16 protein-coding genes are annotated in these 20,235 nt (G+C 64.4%); 1 reads left to right on the forward strand and 15 read right to left on the reverse strand.

The features are described from left to right. Positions 1–646: 646 nt before the first annotated feature. From H4V99_RS14995 to H4V99_RS15065, 15 genes are all read right to left on the reverse strand, one after another. On the reverse strand, positions 647–1,861 hold the full coding sequence (locus H4V99_RS14995) for a glycosyltransferase (protein ID WP_280679629.1): 1,215 nt from the start codon (positions 1,859–1,861) through the stop codon (positions 647–649). After that, positions 1,858–2,514, reverse strand: a complete 657-nt coding sequence (locus tag H4V99_RS15000) for a NeuD/PglB/VioB family sugar acetyltransferase (protein WP_280679631.1) — start codon at positions 2,512–2,514, stop codon at positions 1,858–1,860. The genes H4V99_RS14995 and H4V99_RS15000 overlap by 4 nt, the downstream gene beginning before the upstream one ends. After that, complete coding sequence (locus H4V99_RS15005) at positions 2,507–3,655, reverse strand: DegT/DnrJ/EryC1/StrS family aminotransferase (RefSeq protein WP_280679633.1); 1,149 nt, start codon at positions 3,653–3,655, stop codon at positions 2,507–2,509. The genes H4V99_RS15000 and H4V99_RS15005 overlap by 8 nt, the downstream gene beginning before the upstream one ends. Next, a complete protein-coding gene (locus tag H4V99_RS15010) occupies positions 3,655–4,692 on the reverse strand; it encodes a GDP-mannose 4,6-dehydratase (RefSeq protein WP_280679635.1) in 1,038 nt (345 codons plus the stop codon). Before H4V99_RS15010 ends, H4V99_RS15005 begins: the two co-directional genes overlap by 1 nt. Further along, positions 4,689–5,792, reverse strand: a complete 1,104-nt coding sequence (locus H4V99_RS15015) for a Gfo/Idh/MocA family oxidoreductase (RefSeq protein WP_280679637.1) — start codon at positions 5,790–5,792, stop codon at positions 4,689–4,691. The genes H4V99_RS15010 and H4V99_RS15015 overlap by 4 nt, the downstream gene beginning before the upstream one ends. Before the next feature lie 239 nt (positions 5,793–6,031). After that, positions 6,032–6,988, reverse strand: coding sequence for a prolyl aminopeptidase (gene pip / locus H4V99_RS15020; protein ID WP_280679639.1), 957 nt, complete (start codon positions 6,986–6,988; stop codon positions 6,032–6,034). Positions 6,989–7,041: 53 nt separating this feature from the next. Next, positions 7,042–7,701 (reverse strand): response regulator transcription factor, encoded by a 660-nt coding sequence (locus H4V99_RS15025; RefSeq protein WP_280679641.1) that lies wholly within the window; start codon positions 7,699–7,701, stop codon positions 7,042–7,044. Continuing rightward, entirely contained in the window at positions 7,698–9,002 is a 1,305-nt protein-coding gene (locus tag H4V99_RS15030) for a histidine kinase (RefSeq protein WP_280679643.1), read from the reverse strand. The genes H4V99_RS15025 and H4V99_RS15030 overlap by 4 nt, the downstream gene beginning before the upstream one ends. A gap of 39 nt (positions 9,003–9,041) precedes the next feature. Next, complete coding sequence (locus H4V99_RS15035; protein WP_280679645.1) at positions 9,042–9,905, reverse strand: ABC transporter permease; 864 nt, start codon at positions 9,903–9,905, stop codon at positions 9,042–9,044. After that, positions 9,902–10,858, reverse strand: a complete 957-nt coding sequence (locus H4V99_RS15040) for an ATP-binding cassette domain-containing protein (RefSeq protein WP_280679647.1) — start codon at positions 10,856–10,858, stop codon at positions 9,902–9,904. Before H4V99_RS15040 ends, H4V99_RS15035 begins: the two co-directional genes overlap by 4 nt. A 153-nt stretch (positions 10,859–11,011) precedes the next feature. Next, positions 11,012–13,120, reverse strand: coding sequence for an acyl-CoA dehydrogenase (locus H4V99_RS15045; RefSeq protein WP_280679649.1), 2,109 nt, complete (start codon positions 13,118–13,120; stop codon positions 11,012–11,014). Positions 13,121–13,453: 333 nt separating this feature from the next. Beyond that, the gene (gene recQ, locus H4V99_RS15050) at positions 13,454–15,484 is read right to left on the reverse strand and encodes a DNA helicase RecQ (RefSeq protein ID WP_280679651.1); all 2,031 of its coding nucleotides are present in this window, start codon (positions 15,482–15,484) and stop codon (positions 13,454–13,456) included. 86 nt (positions 15,485–15,570) lie between these two features. Then, positions 15,571–16,287, reverse strand: coding sequence for a copper resistance protein CopC (locus H4V99_RS15055; protein ID WP_280679653.1), 717 nt, complete (start codon positions 16,285–16,287; stop codon positions 15,571–15,573). 132 nt (positions 16,288–16,419) lie between these two features. Next, positions 16,420–17,040, reverse strand: a complete 621-nt coding sequence (locus tag H4V99_RS15060; protein ID WP_280679655.1) for a hypothetical protein — start codon at positions 17,038–17,040, stop codon at positions 16,420–16,422. A gap of 52 nt (positions 17,041–17,092) precedes the next feature. Then, entirely contained in the window at positions 17,093–18,976 is a 1,884-nt protein-coding gene (locus H4V99_RS15065; RefSeq protein ID WP_280679657.1) for an ExeM/NucH family extracellular endonuclease, read from the reverse strand. Positions 18,977–19,256: 280 nt separating this feature from the next. Between H4V99_RS15065 and H4V99_RS15070 the strand changes: the two genes are divergently transcribed. Then, positions 19,257–20,231, forward strand: coding sequence for an IS481 family transposase (locus tag H4V99_RS15070; RefSeq protein ID WP_280677374.1), 975 nt, complete (start codon positions 19,257–19,259; stop codon positions 20,229–20,231). Positions 20,232–20,235: the final 4 nt, after the last annotated feature.

Raw genomic sequence — 20,235 nt, forward strand, 5'->3', positions numbered from 1 at the left:
CGACCGACCGATCCAACGGACGCGAGTCGGAGCCAGAGGTGGAGGTCACTGGCCTCGGGAATCTCGGCCGAATGTCCGCCTGCGAGCTCGAGAGCCGAACGCCGCATCATCACCTCGGGTTGCATGATCACGTTATGACCCCGACGAATGATGTGTTCGATCCACTCGTTCCCCGCCCAGATACTCCAATTACGTTCTCGGAGATAAACGTCTGTCGGCGGCTCACCGCTAAAAGACTGAGGGTGACCGTAAACGAAGGCCACAGTGGGGAATGAGCGTAAGAGATGGGCTGACCGGGCAAGCGACCCCCTGGTCAGCAGGTCGTCAGCGTCCATCTTGACAACAAAATCCGCCGTGGCACAGGCGAGGGCATCATTGAACGTGACGATGTGACCTTGATTGCTGCTGTGCCGCCGAAGCGTCACCCGGTCGTCGTCAGCGCAAAGAGCCTCGGCGACTGACACGCTGTCATCCGTCGATGCATCGTCAACAATTGTGACGTCTACACGGACACCCTTTTGAGTGAGAACCGACTCCACGCACGCCCGCAGATACCGGCCGTAGTTGTAACACGGAATCACGACCGAAACACTCGGCGGGGCCGTTCCAGACACCCGGGGGCCGTCAACAATTGGCTGCACTTTGATCATGAGCGCTTTCTCCCCGGAGCGGATGCTCTCGCCCGATGCCCCAACAACGCTGCGTGATGTTTGGCCATGACGAACCCTGCACCAAACTGATCTCGGACGCGATTTGCCACCGACACCCGTCGATCTGCGACGAGCTCGTAAATACCCTCAAGCGTCTGTGCAGCGGCCGTGAGACTATAACGTTGTTCGACAACGCCGCGGCCAAAAGTCCCGAGCGAGGCCCGGGCCTCCGCTGTAGCCGCGAGGAGGCCCTCAAGCTTGGATTCACAACGTTGGCGCGCGTCACTCGAGTCTCCGATGCCATACCAACCCTGCCGCAGAAAGGTCTCGGCCGTTTCAGGCGTGAGCGTCTCCCAGTAGCCGCGTTCCCCCTGGACAACGAGTGGCTTCGCGAATGCGAGACCACGAAGGGCGGACGCACCCATTCCAATAATCACGTCCGCAGCATCGTAGAAGGGCTTTGGATCGGCACGCTCACCGACAAGCTGAACCACAGGACGATTGCCGATGGTATTGACCAGAGCAGCGGCCGCCGCAACCCGGGGCCTTTCCGGCCCATCACCGACGATCAGCAGGCGAACGGGGTAGCGCGGGGCAAGCCGATCGATCGCTGCGATCGCTGCCAACAACCCCTCGAGCTTCAGCCGGGCCGCGAGCCGACCGACGACCACGACCAACAGATCCGTCGCGCTGATTCCCCATTCTGCCCGAACATGCTCGGCCTTGCCCGTTACCCCGGGCGCATTGCATACTGTGTCGACTGGCGGTTCTAACAGGTGAACGTCGGGACGCCATCGAAGTTCTTCCCGATACATCTGACGCGTACCCACAATCATTGGCACACTGCGGGGGATCAGGTAGGGAACGTCCATGGACAGAATTGTGGAGAGGATAGGCGTGCCGAGAACAAGACCGGGTCCCGCGAGGGCATCGAGAGTGGTGTTCCATTCGTAGGCGTGAACGAGGTCAAATTTTCCGGACGCGGCCAGGGCCGTCATCCGGGCAGACGACCGGACCGACGGGACCATATGTGTCTCCGGTGCACGGTACAACGGCAGTCCACGCGCCCGAATGTCATCGGCAAGAACACCATCGGGAGCGTACATGGCCGTGTCATGACCAGGAAGCTCGGCCACCGCAGCCGCGAGCTCAATTGCGTTAATCTGACTCCCTCCTATTTCAAGGGTGTGCGCACAAATGAGGATCCTCATGGGCTCACACGTGCCTTCATCGTCAGGGACATCGGGGCTGCAGGCACGCCGATCCAGGTGTCATGGTCAGGAACATCGGTGAGAACGGCAGCGGCCATGCCAACTGTGGCACCATCGCCAATCTGCACGCCCTGACGCACGGAGCAGTTCATGCCCAGGTAGGCACCTACACCCACGCGAACGTCGCCGCCGAGGCTCACTCCGGCACACAGCGTGGCGAAGGAGCTGACGCTCGTGCCGTGGGTCAGCGTGACGTGCGGCATGACCACGACATGATTTCCGAGGTGCACGTTAGTGGTGAGCACGGCACCTGCCAAGACGATGCTTCCCGCACCGACCGTGCACGACGCGGGAACCTCTACCGAGTGGTGAATGACCGTGGCATACCGCTCGACGGCGACGCCGAGATCGGCGAGTCGCGACGCGATCCGAGCTCGACCCGACCCGTGTCCGACGCAGAGAAGCACCTGTGAGAGCGCGTGCTCGGTTACCGTATCGATTCCGCCCGTGACCATCACACCATCGAGTGTTGTCCCCCAGAGGGCGGGGTCGTCGTCGACGAACAGAACGGTGCGTGGGTCCGACTGGGTGCGCAGCAGGCTGAGCACCTCGCGGGCGAGGCCGCCCGCCCCCACCAGAAGCAGCTCAGGCATGGGCGACCGCATTCTCGACCTGAAGCACCTCAATGACCCGTTCCTGGTCTTCCAGCGTGAGCTGGTGATACACCGGCAGGATAAGCGTCGTCTCCGTGAGCCGTTCCGTGACTGGTAGCGGTGCGGTGCCACCATCGTGACCGCGGTAGGCGGGTTGGCGGTGTGCCGCCATGATGCCACGTCGAGCCGATATGTCAGCTTCAGCGAGCCGCTCCAGAAGACCGTCACGACTCAACGCGTATTCGGAGCTCACCTCGATCCAGAAGGACTGAAAATTCGTTGTTCCCCAGACTGGATCGGAGATAACGCGCAGACCGGGGATCCCCGCGAGGGCGGCTGTGTAACCGGCCGCGATACTCCGTCGTCGCTTCACAATGGCGGGCAGACGCCCGACCTGCACGATACCCACCGCGGCTTGCAGGTCCGTCATACGAAAATTGAAACCTATCTCCCTGTATTCCTCCGGCGGGGACAGCACCGAGGCATGGCGGTCCGTTGCAGACACACTCATTGCATGCTCGCGGAGCTGCCGAGCGCGCGTCGCCCACTCAGAGCGCGTCGTCGTGAGCATGCCGCCCTCACCGGTGGTAAGGATCTTGCGAGGATGAAATGACCACGCTGTCAGTTCGGCCCCCGACCCGACCGGGCGCCCCTTGTAGAGGGATCCCGCGGCACACGCGGCATCCTCAATGACAACGATGCCGAGAGGGTCACAGAGGGCACGAATGGGGTCAAGATCCACGGGCATGCCACCCTGGTCGACTACAATCACGGCTCGAGTGGCCGGAGTGAGAGCGGACCGAACCGTTTCGGCCGTGACATTTCCCGTTGTTGCATCCACGTCGCAGAAGACACTCCGCGCACCCACATACGAGGGTGCGTTCGAGGTAGCAATGAACGAGAATGACGGAACCACAACGTCGTCACCGGCGCCGATTCCACTCACGACGAGAGCGAGGTGCAGGGCAGTGGTGCAGTTGGAGGTTGCCACCGCAAACGGACTCTGCATGGTCAGCGCGAAAAGCTGTTCGAACTCCGCGACCCGAGGGCCCTGAGCCACCCAACCGGACTCAATCACGGCCGTCACAGCGGCGATCTCCTCGGAACCCATCCAGGGCTTCATCACATTCACTCGGGTCATCAGACGGCCTCCATCGCAACCCAGTTGCGGTCTTCGATGCGATTGACACGGTCAGGATTTTCCGTCGCCATTTTTTTGAACCACTCAACAAGGTCGGCTACACCATCCGCAAACTCGACCGTGGGCGCGAATCCGGTGAGGGATGCTGTGTGAGTTGGGTCACCAAGCAGGCGGCGCACATCACCGGGACGGGCAATATCGTGCACGGGAACGAGATCGGGGCGACCCACCGCCACAGCCACCGCTTCGCACAGATCGTTCATGCTCACCTCGGTGCCGGAGCCTAGGTTGAGTGTCTCCCCGGCGAGCCCGGAGGTATCGGCCAGCAGTGCGAGCGCAGCCGAGGTGTCGTATACGTGCATAAAGTCCCGCGTTTGCTTACCGTCACCGAAGATGACGGGCCGCTCTCCGGCGAGGAGACGAACAATAGTTCGAGGCAGGACTTCTCCGCTGTCTCCCTCGAAATGGCTTCGTGGCCCGTATGTGTTGAACGGGCGCACCACAACCGTGTCCATACCGTAGGTGCGGAAATAGGCCCGCGTATAGGCCTCACCCGCGAGTTTGCTCCCACCATAAACGGTCTCCGGCCAGGTGGGGTGACGCTCGTCCATTGGGGCGTATTGAGCGGTGCCAAAGACCTCACTCGTACTCACATAGACGAAACGACGTACCTCTGCGGCGCGCGCGCTGCCCAGCATCAACAGGCTGCCGAGAGCATTGACCTGGTGATTCTCCAGTGGATCGTGCAAGCTGTGACGCACGCCTAAGCAGGCGAGGTGAAACACGACGTCGATGTTGCGCAAAGCGTGCTCGCGCGTGTTGCCATCACGAATATCGCCAACGATCAGAGAGAACCGCGGGTCGAGCTGCGCTGCGGCGAGGTTGTGATGCGTTCCGTTCTTGAAGTTGTCCAGAACCCGCACCTCCGACACACCGCGAGCCAAGAGCGTGTCGACAAGATGGCTGCCGATGAAACCCGCACCCCCGGTCACCAGAATGCGTAGTCCCGAGAGGTCGTGTGCTGCGAGGGCGGTCAACGGCCAACCTCCACGAGGTCAGCATCGGTCGAGGCACCATGAATGTTGCTCTGCACGGGGGACATCAGTCCGTGATCAGTCAGGCTGCGGCTGGCCGCTTCCAGCACTGCAAGTACGCGCAGACCAGCCTCCCCGTCGGTTCGAGGCGCACGTCCCTCCCGAATGCTCGCCGCGAATTCGCTCACCATTGCGCCCAGCGCTTCGTGCTCAGGCAGTGCGGGAGACCACGTATCGCCCAGGCGATAGGAGACCAGCGATGCCGCGGCATCCGCTCCGTCAATCGACTGTTGGGTGAGATCGACCCCGCGGTCGTACACGCTCAGACGCTGCTGAGGATTGAGATCGTCCCAAACCAGGGTGCGTTCCGTGCCGCCGATGACCATCTGTCGAATCTTGGTGGGGCTCAGCCAGTTGACGTGGACATGAGCGATAGCGCCGTTCTGCAGCGGGATCGTGAGATATCCGATACAGGCCTTCCCCGCTCCCAGCGGGTCCGCGCCCTGAGCCGACACCGCCTCGGGGCGCAGGCCACCCGGTAGCACGAAATCGATGATGGACAGATCGTGCGGAGCCAGATCCCAGAATACGTCGACGTCGGGTTGCACGAGCCCCAGGTTGATGCGGACGGAGTCAATGAACAGAATCTCCCCGAGAGAGCCCGCCGCGATGAGTTCCCGAATCTTGAGAACGGCAGGTGTGTAGCAATATGTGTGGTCGGCCATGAGCACGAGACCGCGCTCCGCCGCTTCCTGCACCATTTCGGCACCGTGATCGCGGTTGTCGGCGAGCGGCTTCTCCACCAGAACGTGCTTGCCGGCACGAAGGGCGAGGAGCACGAGAGCGTGGTGCGTGCGCGCCGGAGTTGCAATGGCCACCGCGTCAATATCGGGCCGAGCGAGAACAGCCGCCACGTCGGAGTACACCGCAACGTCGCCGCCCACTCGATCCGCAACACCCTGCGCGCGATCTGCGTCGAGGTCGCAGATCGCCACGAGATCCCAGAATGCACTGGCGGTGAAATTGCGAGCTAAGTTGGGCCCCCAGTAACCCGCTCCAATAACAGCAACCCGGAGCCGTGCCTGCGTCGTCGATACGGTCATAGCCATCCTTCTGCTCTGTGCCGGTGGTTCTCTCCTCCGACTCGATCAGATGCCTAGTTCCGGGCAACACAATTAGACCCACGTATTAGGGCACATGATCAGGCGCAGCAAAGATCACCCTCGATGAGGTTGTCTCACGATCAATACTGTGACACAGGAACTAATCCTGCGCGGCCCCCCAACATGGGCAGAAGAGTGGCACTCGGCGCTCCCCGTCGTGGGCGGATGCTGCCTGGAGCTCAGTCGGCGAAGCGGTCGGTCGCTTCAATGATGGCGTGCAGAATTCCGGGCTGGTCGAACGCGTGGCCGGCATCCGGAATCATGTGGAAGTCAGCTTCCGGCCAGTTCTTGTGCAGGTCCCACGCCGTGAAGGCGGGCGTGCACATGTCGTAGCGTCCCTGCACGATAACGCCGGGGATGTGGGCAAGCAGACCGGCGTCGCGAATCAGCTGATTTGGCTCGAACCAGCCACCGTGTTTAAAGAAGTGATTCTCGATGCGGGCAAAGGCCACGGCGAAGGCTGGCTCCGAAAAATGTGCGATCTTGTCGGGTTCCTGCAGCAGCGTGATCGTGGATGATTCCCACGTTGCCCAGGCAATGCCCGCGCGCTCGCGCACGAACCCGTCCGGGTCGTGCAGCAGGCGACCGTATGCCTCGATCAGGTGACCCCGCTCGGCCTCCGGTACCGGTGCGAGGAATGCCTCCCACAGGTCCGGGTAAATGGCCGCTGCGCCGCCCTCATAGAACCAGTCGAGTTCCACCGGACGCAGGGTGAAGATTCCGCGCAGCACCAGCTCGGACACCTTGCTCGGGTGCGTTTCGGCGTACGCGAGTCCCAGCGTGCTCCCCCAGGAACCACCGCAGACCAGCCAACGGTCAATGCCCAGGTGCTCACGCAGTTTCTCCAGATCGGCAACAAGGTGCCACGTGGTGTTCGTTGCCAGATCGGCCTGCGGTGCGCTCGCATGCGGAGTGCTCTGGCCGCATCCACGCTGGTCGAAGAGCACAATGCGGTACTTCGCGGGGTCAAAGACCCGGCGTTGCGCCGCACTGCTGGCTCCGCCCGGGCCACCGTGCAGGTACACGGCCGGTTTGCCCTCCGGGTTACCGGAGGCCTCCCAGTAGATCATCTGCCCGTCGCCCACGTCGAGCATTCCGGTTTCGTAGGGTTCGATCTCAGGGTAAAAAGTGCGCATGACCTGAGCCTATTCCCCACCCCGTGAGCCGCTCATCCAAGCCGCCGGAGAGGTCAGCCCACCAGGCCTAGCTCGTACGCCAGAATCACGGCCTGCACGCGGTCGCGCAGCCCGAGTTTCTGCAGGATTCTGCCGACGTGGGTCTTCACGGTCGATTCCGACAGAGAGTACCGCGCGCCGAGTTCCGGGTTCGAGAGTCCCTCAGCAATGGCAAGAAACACCTCCCGTTCGCGGGCTGTGAGCGCGTCAAGCTGGTTCGCCGCGTTCTCGGCTCCCCCCTGCGCGGGCAGCTTCGCGCCGAACAGCTCCAGCATCCGCTGGGTGACGCGGGGTGAAACGGATGCGTCCCCCGACGCCACCGAGCGGATCGCGGCTATCAGCTCCCCGGGTTCGGTATTCTTCAGCAGAAACCCGCTCGCTCCCGCCCGAAGCCCCCCGAAGGCGTATTCGTCCAGGTCGAAGGTGGTGAGGATGATCACCCGAGTGGCGGGATTCGCCGCGACGATTCGCCTCGTGGCCTCGATGCCGTCCATGCCGGGCATGCGCACGTCCATCAGCACGACATCGGGTTGCTCGCGGGCCGCCAGCGCAACGCCCGCGGTCCCGTCACCCGCCTCGGCCACCACCGAAAGGTCATCCTCTGCATCAAGCACCATGCGAAAGCCCACCCGCAGCAGCGTCTGGTCATCGACGAGCAGGATACGAACGGTCACGCATTTTCCTCAGGATCGAAGACCATGGTCGCCTTCACGCGCCAGCCACGATTGGCTGCCGGTCCTGCCTCGAGGGTGCCGCCGTACAGGCCGACACGCTCCTGAAGGCCAATAATGCCCCGGCCGGAACCCTGCGAGGGCGCTGGTGCGTGCCGCGCCCCATTGTCGGCGACCACGACCTCGACGCGGCCCGACGTTGCCACGATTCGCACCGTGACAACGGTGGGGTTCTCGGCGTAGCGCAGGACGTTTGTCAGCGATTCCTGCACGATGCGGAAGATCGTGAGCTGCACTCCGGTGTTGCGGGGACCTCGCCCGTTCTGCTCCAGCCGAATGGGCAGATCCGCCGCGCGAAAGGATTCAACGAGTTCGACGAGCTGTTCGGTTCCGGGCTGGGGTGCGAGTGGTGCAACCACGGAGGCAGGATCGTACCGATCAGTTCCGCCGAGGCGGGCCTCGGCATCCGTTTCGGAATCTTCGGCCAGCACGCCAAGAAGGCGACGCATCTCATGCATGGAGCTGCGTCCCGTGGAGGCGACCTCGAGCATGGCTTCGCGGGAGCGCTCCGGATCTTTCGGTGCGATCGCGTTGGCACCGTCGGCGAGAGCCACCATGACCGAGAGGCTGTGCGCGACGACGTCGTGCATCTCCCGGGCGATGCGGGCACGCTCGGAGATGCGCGCCAACCGCGCCTGCTGGTCGCGTTCGGCGGCGAGCTGCGCGGCGAGGTCAACGAGTGCGGCCACGTAGCGCTTACTGTTACCGACATTGATACCGGTCAGGGTCGCGGCGAGCATCATGATCGCCACCTGGCTCGCGACAGCTCCCCACCACAGCAGGGCGGAGCCCTCGTTGGCCCAAGCCGCCAACGCACCAAACAGCGCAGAGGCACCGAACCCGATCCAGGCCGTTGGCTCATCGCGATACACCGCCACGGCGTACAACGCGAGCAGCACAGGCACCAGATGCCCCTCGCCGTATTCGGCGAATCCCACCACCATGCCCAGCAGCGCAATGCCGAGGACCAGCCGAGGTGCACGCCGCCGGAACAGCAACGCCGCGCTCACCACAGCCACGATGAGGGCGTTGAGCGCGAGCATCGCCGGCGCCGTGCCGGCGCTCACGGCCGCATCAACGACCAGGGTGATCGACATCGGTACAAAGTACACACTGGCCAGGAGCACGTCGGCCACGAGTGGGTGCCGCGACCAGAACCGTCGGATCATGCCAGGTTGGGTGGGCAGGAGCAAATCTCCCCGCGACGGAGTGTTCCGTTGGGGGGAAAGCTGTGTTTCGGTCATTTCGTTGATTTTACGCGGCAGAGGGGCGCCGTGTTCGCTTTAGGCGTCGTGCTTCTTGAGAAGCACGGCAGCCACTCCCACCGATGCAACGACCCAGCCGAGCACGACGAGCACGCCCTGCCCCGGCTCCATGCCCGCTGTCGTGGAGAACAGCGAGGTTCCAGCGTTCGAGAGCAGGTAGGGAGACACGTCAGTGGCCCACGGGGCCGGGATCATGGAGAGGCCAATCGGAAGCACCAGAAGCGTACCGAGGGCCGCGCTGATGCCGAAGGCCGCGCTGCGCACCACCGTTCCGATTCCGAGCGCAAACACGGCGACGAGCGCGAGGTAGAGCGAGGCGCCGAGCAGCGGCAGACTGATGGCCGGATCGAGCAGGCTCGAACTGAGGCCGAGCCCGGCCAGCATCGGAGTCGCCACCAGGAACGAACCCACGGTGCTGACGACGCCCACCAGGAACGTCACCGCAAACAGTACGACGCCCTTGGCCGCGAGTGCGCCGAGGCGACGCGGAACCGCGGTGAGGGTAGACATGATCATTCCGGTGGAGTACTCGCCGCTGATGACAAGAACACCGAGCACCGCCACGATCAGCTGGCCGAAGAAGACCCCGAATGTGGAGGCCTGCAGAATGATTCCGGCCTGGTCGGCCGCGGGAAGCGTGCTGAGGTCGGAGGGGCCGCCCATGCTCGAAATCTGCAGGGTCGTGGCCCATGCTGTGACCGCGGCCATACCGAGGGAAACGACCACGGCCACGGAGAGCAACCACACCGTGGAGCGAACGCTCCACAGTTTGATCCACTCGGAGCGCATCAGGCCGACAAAGCTGAGGCCGGAGCCGGTGGGCGCATACTTCCTGTCGGTGGAAATTTGAGCGGAAACGGTGGAGTGGGTCAGGGTGGTCATCGTGCTGCCTCCTGCAGTTCCGGCTCTGCCGGTTCGGACTCGGTGGACATAGCGGTACCGCCGGTGCGATACTCAACCTCATCCTGGGTGAGGGACATGTAGGCCTCCTCAAGAGAAGCGTTCACGGGCGTCAGCTCGTGCAGCACGATCCCGGCACGAGCGGCCGCGTCACCAATCTCGGCGGCGGTTACGCCCACGATCTCGAGAACGTCCTGTTCGAGGTTCGTGACCGTGGCCTGGGCGAGCAGATTCGCGAGCCTGGTCGCACTGGGCGTGCGCACCCGAACCGTGCTGTGGGTAGCCGAGGCGATGATGTCGGCGACCGGGGCATCCGCTATCACTCGGCCGCGACCGAGCATGATGAGGTGGTCGGCGGTGAGCGCCATCTCGCTCATGAGGTGCGAGGAGAGCAGAACGGTGCGTCCCTCACCGGCCAGCTGACGGGTGAGGCGGCGAATCCACAACACGCCCTCGGGGTCGAGGCCGTTGACGGGCTCATCGAGGATGAGGGTGGCTGGGTCACCGAGCAGTGCTGCGGCGATGCCGAGTCGCTGGCCCATGCCCAGGGAGAAACCGCCGACTCGCTTGCGGGCGACGGATTCGAGGCCGGTGAGGGCGATGACCTCGTCGACTCGGCGCGGCGGAATGTTGTGGGTTGCGGCCAGGGCCCTCAGGTGGTTGTAAGCGCTGCGGCCCGTGTGCACGGCCTTGGCATCGAGCAGCACGCCCACCTCGTGCAGAGGGGCCTTGTGCTCGCGGTACGGCTTGCCGTTCACGATGACGGAGCCGGAGGTGGGCTTGTCGAGTCCCACAATCATGCGCATCGTGGTGGACTTGCCTGCGCCGTTCGGGCCGAGGAAGCCAGTGACCTTGCCCGGCTGCACGGTGAAGTCGACCGAATCGACGGCCGTCTTGCTGCCGTAGCGCTTGGTCAGGGACTGTGCCTGAATCATGAATTTCCTCTTTCAGTGAGTGCTGGGGCCGCACACTCTGCGGCCCCACTGAAAGACGTTACGGACCCAGGATGCCTCGGCGCATCACCCGCAGGGACGGTTCTGCTCCCGGGTTTCTCGTACCGCGGTACGACGGCGGGAGTGCGGGGCGGGCTACTTCTTGGCGGCCTTCTCCTCGCGGGGAGCGGTTCCGGAAGCACGTGCCGCGGCGTAGTACTCGCGCGCCTCACTCTGGCGTTCACGCTCGAGTCCGCTGGCGATCGGGGCCCGCAGGTGGTCGGGTGTGTACCCAAACGCATCGACCAGATCTTGCGCGTGCGGACGGATGCGTGCAATCAACCGGTCGATGTAGGCGGTGACGGCCTGCGCGCGCTTGGCGGACAACCGCCCGTGGATGAGGTACCAGGCCAGGTTCTTCTCCACGAGGCCGAGGCCGAAAAGATCGCGCAGCCAGGTGAGGACCTGCTTCGTTCCGGCGTCTTCGGTCGTCTCGAGCGCCCGAGTGAAGGCCTCCCACTGCAGCAGCTCCCCGTGAGCACGCGCCGCCTCGATGAGCTCATTCTGATGCGCATTGAAGAGGGCAGCCGCTTCCTTTTTGGGAAGTTTGGTGGCGTGACGCAGCGTGCCGGCAATGTCACCGATCATGGTCTCCACGCGATCCGTCAGCATCTCCCGCTGCACGTCCGTGTCCCGTAGCGCACCAACGGAGCGAGCCGTTGATCCGCGGTCCGCCATTAGCTGGGAGAGCGATCGCAGGCCGGAACCGCTGTAGGCGCGACCGGCAGCCTGGGTGACGACGTAGCGGGCGAGAGCTCCGGCATCCGCCTTCTTGAATTTGTGACTGAAGTCGGTGAGCAGGCGCTTGGCCACGAGCTGGAGCAGCACGTTGTTATCGCCCTCGAAAGTGGCGTACACGTCGAGGTCGGCGCGCAGACCCACCAGACGGTTGGCCGCAATGAATCCGGCGCCACCGCAGGCTTCGCGGGACTCCTGCAACGTGTCGAGGGCGTGCCAGGTGGAGAGCGGCTTGAGGGCGGCGGCGAGGGTTTCGAGGTCTTGCCGGTCGGCATCCGTGTCGGCCTTGCCGCTAAACACATCGTCAAACTTCACGAGGAACTCGTCGTGTGCGAAGGTCTGCGCGTAGGTAGTGGCCAGGCGCGGGAACAGCCGACGCTGGTGACGCTGGTAGTCGAGAATGACCTCTTCGTCGGTGGCACTGCCCGCGTTGAACTGGCGGCGCTGGCCACCATACGTGATGGCAATGGTGAGAGCGAGAGCGGATGCCGCTGTCGCCGCCCCGTCGAGCGACACGCGACCCTGCACCAGCGTGCCGAGCATCGTGAAGAAGCGACGACCGGGGCTGGAGATCGGGCTGGTGTACGTGCCGTCGGCGGTGACGTCGCCGTAACGGTTGAGCAGGTTCTCGCGGGGAATGCGCACGTGGTCAAAGTGCAGGCGACCGTTGTCGATGCCGTTGAGGCCACCCTTGAGGCCGTCATCTTCGCCGCCGACACCGGGCAAAAAGTCGCCGTTCTCATCGCGGATGGGGAGATAGAAGGCGTGCACGCCGTGGTTGACGCCGTGGGTAATCAGCTGCGCAAAGAGCACGGCGGCGATGCCGTCTTTCGCGGCATTGCCGAGGTAGTCCTTCCAGGCAGCCCGGAACGGGGTGTGGATGACGAATTCATCGGTCTCGGGGTCGAACGTGGCCGTGGTGCCCAGGCTGGCGACGTCGGATCCGTGGCCGATCTCGGTCATGGCAAACGCACCGGGAACGGTGAGGTCCATAATGTCGGGCAGGTACTTGTCATGGTGCTTCTGGGTGCCGAGGTGCAGCACGGCCGCACCAAACAAGCCCCACTGCACGCCACCCTTAATCTGAAGGCTCGGGTCGGCGATGACGAGCTCTTCGAAGCCCGCAATGTTTCCACCGTGATCGTCCTGGCCACCGAGGTGCTTCGGGAACGCCCGCAGCACGTGGCCGTTCTCGGCGAGCACCTTGAGCTGGCCAAAAACCCGAGTGCGGTGATCGGCCATGCTGAGGCCCTCGATGCGCTGCATCTCGGGGCGGGCAGACAGCTCCCGGGCCTGAAGGCGCACGTCGGCCCACGTGCCGAGAAGCTGTCGACCGAGGCGCTCCACGTCGACAACGGGCTGCACCGTAACGCCATTCACCGGGATGGGTGCGGTTTCGCTGCGCGCGCTCGGTATGGTGGGGCGAGCGGCGGAACGGGCTGTGGAACGCTGAGCAGTGTCAAGCATCGAAGTTCCTAACGTGGGCGTAATCGTGACTGTGTGCCTACGCTAGAACCAACCCGGCCCACCGCGAAATAGTGCGTGACCGGGCTACAAAGAAGCATGCTGAGCACGGCATCCATCTTGTAGGTTTCCTCAACCGACTGGGCATTCTCCCAGCTATCCCCCACAAGCGTGGCTCGCACAGGACCGCCGTCACCGCGCCACACCGGGGTGGCCGCTACGCAAATGGGTGGCCGCAGTCGAAGTTGTGCGGCGTCGCGCCCGAAATCGGAGGCCGCTACAGTAACCGCCGTAGCGGTCACCGATTTGGGGCGCGGCGGCGGTGGCGGCGCCGGATCAGGCGACGGATGCCGCGGCAACCACCTCGAGGAGGGCCTCACCATAGGCCTCCAGCTTCTTGGCACCGATGCCGGTGATGCCGTCAAGGTCGCTCATCTGGGCAGGTTTGGCCGCGGCGACGGCCAGCAGGGTCGCATCGCCGAACACGATGTAGGCCGGAACACCCTGCTCTCTCGACTGGGCCGAGCGCCACGCGCGCAAAGCCTCAAAGAGCTCGGTCTGCGCGGGCGAGAGGTCGGCCGCCGCGGCCTTCTTGCTCGAACCGCGTGCGGCTGCGGACCGCACCGGCCGGTCAGGTTCGGTGCGCAGCTGCACGCTGCGAGATCCGCCGAGAACATCAGCCGCGGCATCCGTGAGAATGAGCGTGCCATACTCGCCCGAGGTGGCCAGAAAACCCTGAGCGAGCATTTGTCGCACCACGCCGCGCCACTGCTGGTCACTGAGGTCGGCGCCGATTCCCCAGGTCTTGAGAGCACTGTGTCCGTATTGAGCAGCTCGTGGAGTGTCTTTGCCGCGCAGAATGTCAATCAGGTGCCCCGCACCGAACTTCTGGTTGCGCTCGCGCAACAGACGCACGATGGTGGACAGCAGCTTCTGGGCGGGTACCGTGCCATCCCAGGCCTCCGGCGGCTCGAGGCAGGTGTCGCAGTTGCCGCAGGGTTCACTGGTCTGCCCGAAGTAGCGCAGCAGATTGACGCGTCGGCAGTGCACGGTTTCGCAGAGCGCGAGCATGGCGTCGAGGTGTGCCGACAGCTTGCGGCGGTGCGACAAATCGCCGGGCGACTCGTCGATCATGCGGCGCTGCTGCACGACATCGGCGAGGCCGTAGGCGAGCCACGCGTCGGCGGGGGCGCCGTCACGACCAGCACGACCGGTCTCCTGGTAGTACCCCTCCACTGATTTGGGCAGGTCGATGTGGGCCACGAAGCGCACGTCGGGCTTATCGATTCCCATGCCAAAAGCGATGGTGGCGACAATAATGACGCCCTCCTCGCGGAGAAACCGGGACTGCGTGCGGGCCCGCAGCCCCGCGTCGAGTCCCGCGTGGTAGGGCAGCGCATTGAGTCCGCTCTGGCGCAAAAACTCGGCCGTCTGATCCACGGTCTTGCGGCTCAGCGCGTAAACGATCCCGGCGTCCTCGGGGTGCTCCGTCTTGATGAACGACAGCAGCTGCCTGCGCACTTCGGATTTACCCACAATGCGGTACTGAATATTGGGGCGGTCAAAGCTCGCCACAAAGTGTTTGGCGTCGCCCATCTGCAGGCGGGTCGTGATCTCCTGATGCGTGGCATCCGTTGCCGTGGCGGTAAGGGCGATGCGTGGCACGTCGGGCCAGCGGTCGGCCAGCTCCGACAGCGCGAGGTAGTCCGGACGAAAATCGTGCCCCCACTGCGACACACAGTGCGCCTCATCGATGGCGAAAAGCGCAATGGTGCCCTGGTCGAGAAACCGCTTGGTGGCTTCGCTCGACAGGCGTTCGGGTGCCACGTAGAGCAGATCGAGGTTGCCGGACAGGTAGTCGCGTTCCACCTGGCCACGGGAGGCGGCATCCTGGCTGGAATTGAGGAACGCGGCGCGCACGCCCACCGCGGTGAGGGCATCCACCTGGTCTTGCATAAGAGCGATGAGCGGAGAGACGACGATGCCGGTTCCCTCGCGCACGAGCGACGGAATCTGATAGCAGAGGCTCTTTCCGCCACCGGTGGGCATGAGCACGACGGCGTCGTTGCCGTCGACCACCTGAGCGATAATCTCCGCCTGGTCGCCGCGAAACGAGTCGTACCCAAAAACGGTGTGCAGGGCCTCGGCCGCGGTCGCAAATTTGCGGCTGGCTGGGGCTGTGGCCACACGCTGAGGAGCGGATATCGGACGCGCACCCGTGTTCGACTCATCCGCTGGCTCGCTCGCACGGGACGCGCCCCCGCCGGCCGGACCGTACCCGCCCTCGCTCGGCGGGGGTGGAGCATCGAAGTCTTCCGGTGGTTCGAACTCGTCAGGATTCCACGGGATTTCGGCGTTCCAACTCACCGTGCGAGTCTACCTGCGCCAGCGACGCACAACCGAGAAACGGGGCTTCTCTGCAGGGTCGGCGGGGGCGATCTTCGCCTCCTGACCTACTTCTGTTCGTGCTCCGACTGAGCGGCTGGCTGCGGTCGGCGACGTACGAAAAACAGCGTGGCGCCCACTGCGAGAGCCACGACACCCAGGGCTGCACCGATCCACAGCACATCAGCGCCGGCACCCGGTGCGGTAGCGGATGCGTCCGACTCGTCGGCGGCGGCATCCGTTGTCTGCGTGGTGACCTCAGCCGCCGTTCCACCGCACGTGGGCGCGTCGGGCGAACCGGTACTGAGTTCTTGTCCTGCGGCGGGCTGCCAGGTGAACGCGAACTCGCCGGAGATGGCATGGCCGTCGATGGAGACGGTCTGCCAGATGACCGTGTAGTCACCGGCCTCGCCGAGCTGGGCGCTCGATTCGAGGGTGGCATCCGAGACCGTGGCGCAGCCATCACCGTAAAAGAGGGGCGTCGGCGAGTCGGTCGGTCCGCTGATCTGCATGGCACTGGCCGCACCCGCGCCGTCGAGGTCGAGCAGCAGATCGCTTGTGGTCACCGAGAACACCCCGGGCTGTTCGGTGACGACCGAGTTATCAACCGGCACGGAGCCGATCGGAGAGTTGTGCGCCGAGGCCGGCGCCGCGAAGAGGCCCACCGCGGCAACGACGAGACCGCCGCCGAGCATCACTCGGGCGAGCAGCGGCAACCGCGAGCGTCGCGTGGATGTGCACAGTGCGGATGTCGACGGGGCGGAGGTAGACGGGGAATGCTTCATGAGAGTTCCTTCAAAAATATGCACGGCGGCCGGTCAGAGCCGCGGGAGCGCAGAACACGGTCTGCGTCTCATGCGAAGTGGGAAATGGTCTGGTGCTGTTGCTCAAGTGCGGGCGGCCGGAGCCGGGAGCATTCAGGCGAAAACAGTGACCAGCGGCGGCCCACGGCGCCGCAGAGACGATAACAACACGAACAGATTGCGCGGCAGACTGACGCGGGCCGTGGCGGCCCGCCGCGCGAGAACGGGAGGCATGACGGCGGTGGGAGTCGGCAGAAAGAGCGCCCGAACAATGAGCCGAGCATTCTCGAGGAGTCCCCAGAAGGCCCGCTCGCCGAACCGCAGCGCCGCAATCGTGATGACGGCTGCAACGCCGTGGGCAATCCACATCGTCGCACCATCATGGCCAGCAGGCATCGCGGTTCCGCTGGACTCGATGAGTCCCGGAAGCATCGAGTGCTGGTGCGTCCCGGAGGCGGCAATCGCGTCGGGTGAGATGGCACCCCCCGCTGCGCCCAGCGAGAAGAGACCGTGAAAAATGAGCTGGCTCGTGAGCACGGCCAGTGCACCGCGCCAGAATGAGAGGGTGCGGCCGGCGAGCGCAATACAAATCATGCCGGCAAAGGCAAGCGAGAGGGCGACAGCGACCATGCCCGGTGCGCCGCCACCGCCGATGGTGTGCGATACGGCAGCCACCAAGGTGGAGACGAGGGCCACAATCCAGCCGCGAGCGAAACGTGCCCAACGTGTGGTCATGGTTCCTCCTCTGCCGCTCCCCTTAAGACTACAAGAGGTCGGCGAGGGACGTTCACGGGGCGACACCCACCAGAATCGGATCATGGTCACTCGAGCGAAAGGGACTGCCGGGTTCCGCCGTTGCTCCGGCATAGCCGCGACCCGACCACTCCGCTGAGTTGATCGCCCACACGGCGGCGCCGGTGATGTGCTCCGCGAGCGACGGCGTGGCAAAAGCATGGTCGAGGGAACCCACCTCGCCATCGAAGACGTAGGTGTACTGACCGGGCGAGAAGGTGGGAACCAGATCGACCAGGCCCGTTGCGGTCAGCGTCGTGACGGGGTCTTCCTCGGCATAAGAGTTGAAATCACCCAGCAGAAGCACGTCGGGGCTACCCGAGGAGGCTTGCAACTCGGGGACGAAGGCGGTGAGCGCGCGAGCCTGTGCCACCCGCACCTCGGTGAAGCGTCCCTGCCCGTCTGCGGGCTCCGCACCGTCACCACCCTTGGATTTGAAGTGGCTCCCGACCACCGTGAACGTGCGATCCGTGGTGCGGAACGCCTGAGCGATGGGCGCACGGGTATTCGCAGCGGAGACTGCCGAGCCGACCGGGCCCGGCGGAGTGGTGCGGCTCGGGCCCACGGGAGTGAGCGCATCCGCTGTGTAGATAAGCGCCGTGGTGATGACATCGGTCGCGGTGGGGTCTCGGAGCGCCTCGGGAGTGGGTACGAAGTCCCAGAGGTGCCGGCCGGCTGCGGTGTTCAGGGCGCTCACGAGGTCGGCGACAGCGGTATCGACCGGGCCGCCGAGCGCGAGGGAGTTTTCTATCTCGAGCAGGCACACCACATCGGCGCCCAGGCCGGTGATGGCCGCCACAATCTTCGATTTCTGCACGGCAAACTCCGCCGCAGTGGCCGCGCCCCGCGCCCGCGGGTTGTTGCTCGAGCGTGTCGTGAAGTAGTTCTGAACGTTGAATGTGGCCGCGCGCAGCGTGCCGCCCACCGCGGGCGGCGTGACCGGGCGCGGATTCGTAGTGGTGAACGTGGGGCGGGTGCCACCGAATACCCCTGTGGGCTGCAACCGCCAATCACCAAACCCGTACGAGAGCACCCAGGGCTCGGCCGGCCACATCACCGTGTCACCGACCCGAACGACCTCGCTTCCCACAATGTACGGCTGGCCGGCGGTGGGGGTGGCCGTACCGGGGGAACTCGTGCCGAAGCGTTCACTGCGACCGTCGTCGAGAATCAGACGGCGATCTTCGTTCATGGAGGTCACCGCAGCCGCTTCGCTGCCGGGCCGAGCACGCTCGGTGCCGTGCACGGCGGCGTCTGTTCCTGCAGACAACCACAGAGCGCCAAATTGATCAAGCTCGTGACTGTCACTGACCCGATAGGTCCCGTCCGGCGCAACGAGCATCCCCTCGAGAGACTCCCGAGCGCTGCCGATCAGCGTGTCGGGCAGCGGCGTCGCCTCCGGCAGGGCAACGCCTGCCGCCACGCGTGCGGTCGCGCCGGACGCCGAGGCCGTGATTTGAGTGAGCCCGTCATACTCACTGACCTGACCGGTTGCCCGCACGAGGTCTCCCCGGGTGACCGACGGCGTAGCCGAGCCCAGATGGACAAAGATCGCGTCGGAGGCACCGGAGAGCGGATGCGTTGCCCCGCCAGATCCCGCCGTCTGCAGAAACACGCCGGCATAGCCGCCCGCACGGAGGTCTGCCGTGAGAACTCCCTCCACGGTGACGGTCGACCCCACGAGGGAGCTCTGGTCTGCGGTGCCCTGCACGGCAGCGATGGGTACCGCGGTGCCAGAATCTGCTCCGCTGGCACCCGGAGCACGCGTCGCCACAACGACACCGATTCCGCAGCCCAGGGAACCGGCCAACAGGAGCACGAGAACGGCTCGCCAGCGCGCGACGGTGTCTGCAGAAGTTGCGGTGGAGATCGGAAGCATGAGCCACTCCTTGCCTCTGTGGTGATCGATACGAGCCGACCAATACGAGCTGACCGATATGGGCTTACGACAGACCATAAACGCCACCTCCGACATCCGCTACGAGTGAGTGGCGCACTCGGAATGTTGCTCGGTTGTGGAGGCTTTGCCGACGCTACCGGAAGGACGGGGCGAGGCTAGGTGTACTGAGCCGAGAGGTTGGTGACAGTTCGGGGTTGAAAAAAGGAGAACCTCCGGTTTCAGTGGTGATGTCAAAGTCGCCACGAAAACGGAGGTTCTCATGCCCCACATTAATACCCGTTTGACCCTTCATGGGAGGGCCTTACTGATTGACAGAGTGATCAATGACGGGCGCCCTGTCTCACACGTCGCTAAAGAGCTCGGCATCTCGCGTCAATGCGCTCACCGCTGGATTAACCGGCACCACGCTGAGGGCACCGCGGGGCTCCTGAACCGCTCGTCCCGGCCACACCATTGCCCGACGAAGACCAGTGCTCCGCAAGAAGCGAAAGTTGTTGTTGCCCGTCTCCTGGGGCGGAATGGGCCCCTGCGCATCGCGGCGGTGACGGGAGTGCCAGCACGGACCGTGTCGCGAATACTGACTCGCTACGACCTCCCACCCCTGTCGTGGCTGGACCCCGTCACCGGCGCGGTCATCCGATCTTCACGCGCCACCGCAGAACGCTACGAACGCGACCGGCCAGGCGAACTGGTACACATCGACGTGAAGAAACTCGGCCGCATCCCGAACGGTGGCGGGTGGCGCGCTGACCCCACCCAAAGTCCCCGCAATCATCGAAAGGGGTCTCGGCGCGTGGGATTTGACTACGTCCACGCGGTCATCGACGATCACTCCCGCCTCGCCTACGCCGAAATCCAGCCCGACGAGAAGGGCATCACCGCTGCTGGTGTCCTCGAACGTGCCGCAGCCTTCTTCGCGGCAAACGGCATCCCCCAGATTGAACGCGTCATCTCTGACAACGCCTTCGCTTACCGAAACTCGACCGCATTCAAAGAAGCCGTCGCGAAGATCGGGGCCGTGCAACGCTTCATCAAACCGCACTGCCCCTGGACGAACGGGAAAGTCGAACGACTGAACCGCACCCTCGCCACCGAATGGGCCTACGCCCGCAAATACACCAGCAACCACGAACGCGCCCAAGCCCTTGCGCCCTGGCTCAACTTCTACAACACTGAACGCATCCACACTGGAATCGGACAGACACCGCTCAGCCGAGTGTCACCAACCTCATGACTCA

It is taken from the genome of Cryobacterium sp. CG_9.6 (genome assembly GCF_029893365.1).
Classification (GTDB): Bacteria; Actinomycetota; Actinomycetes; order Actinomycetales; family Microbacteriaceae; genus Cryobacterium.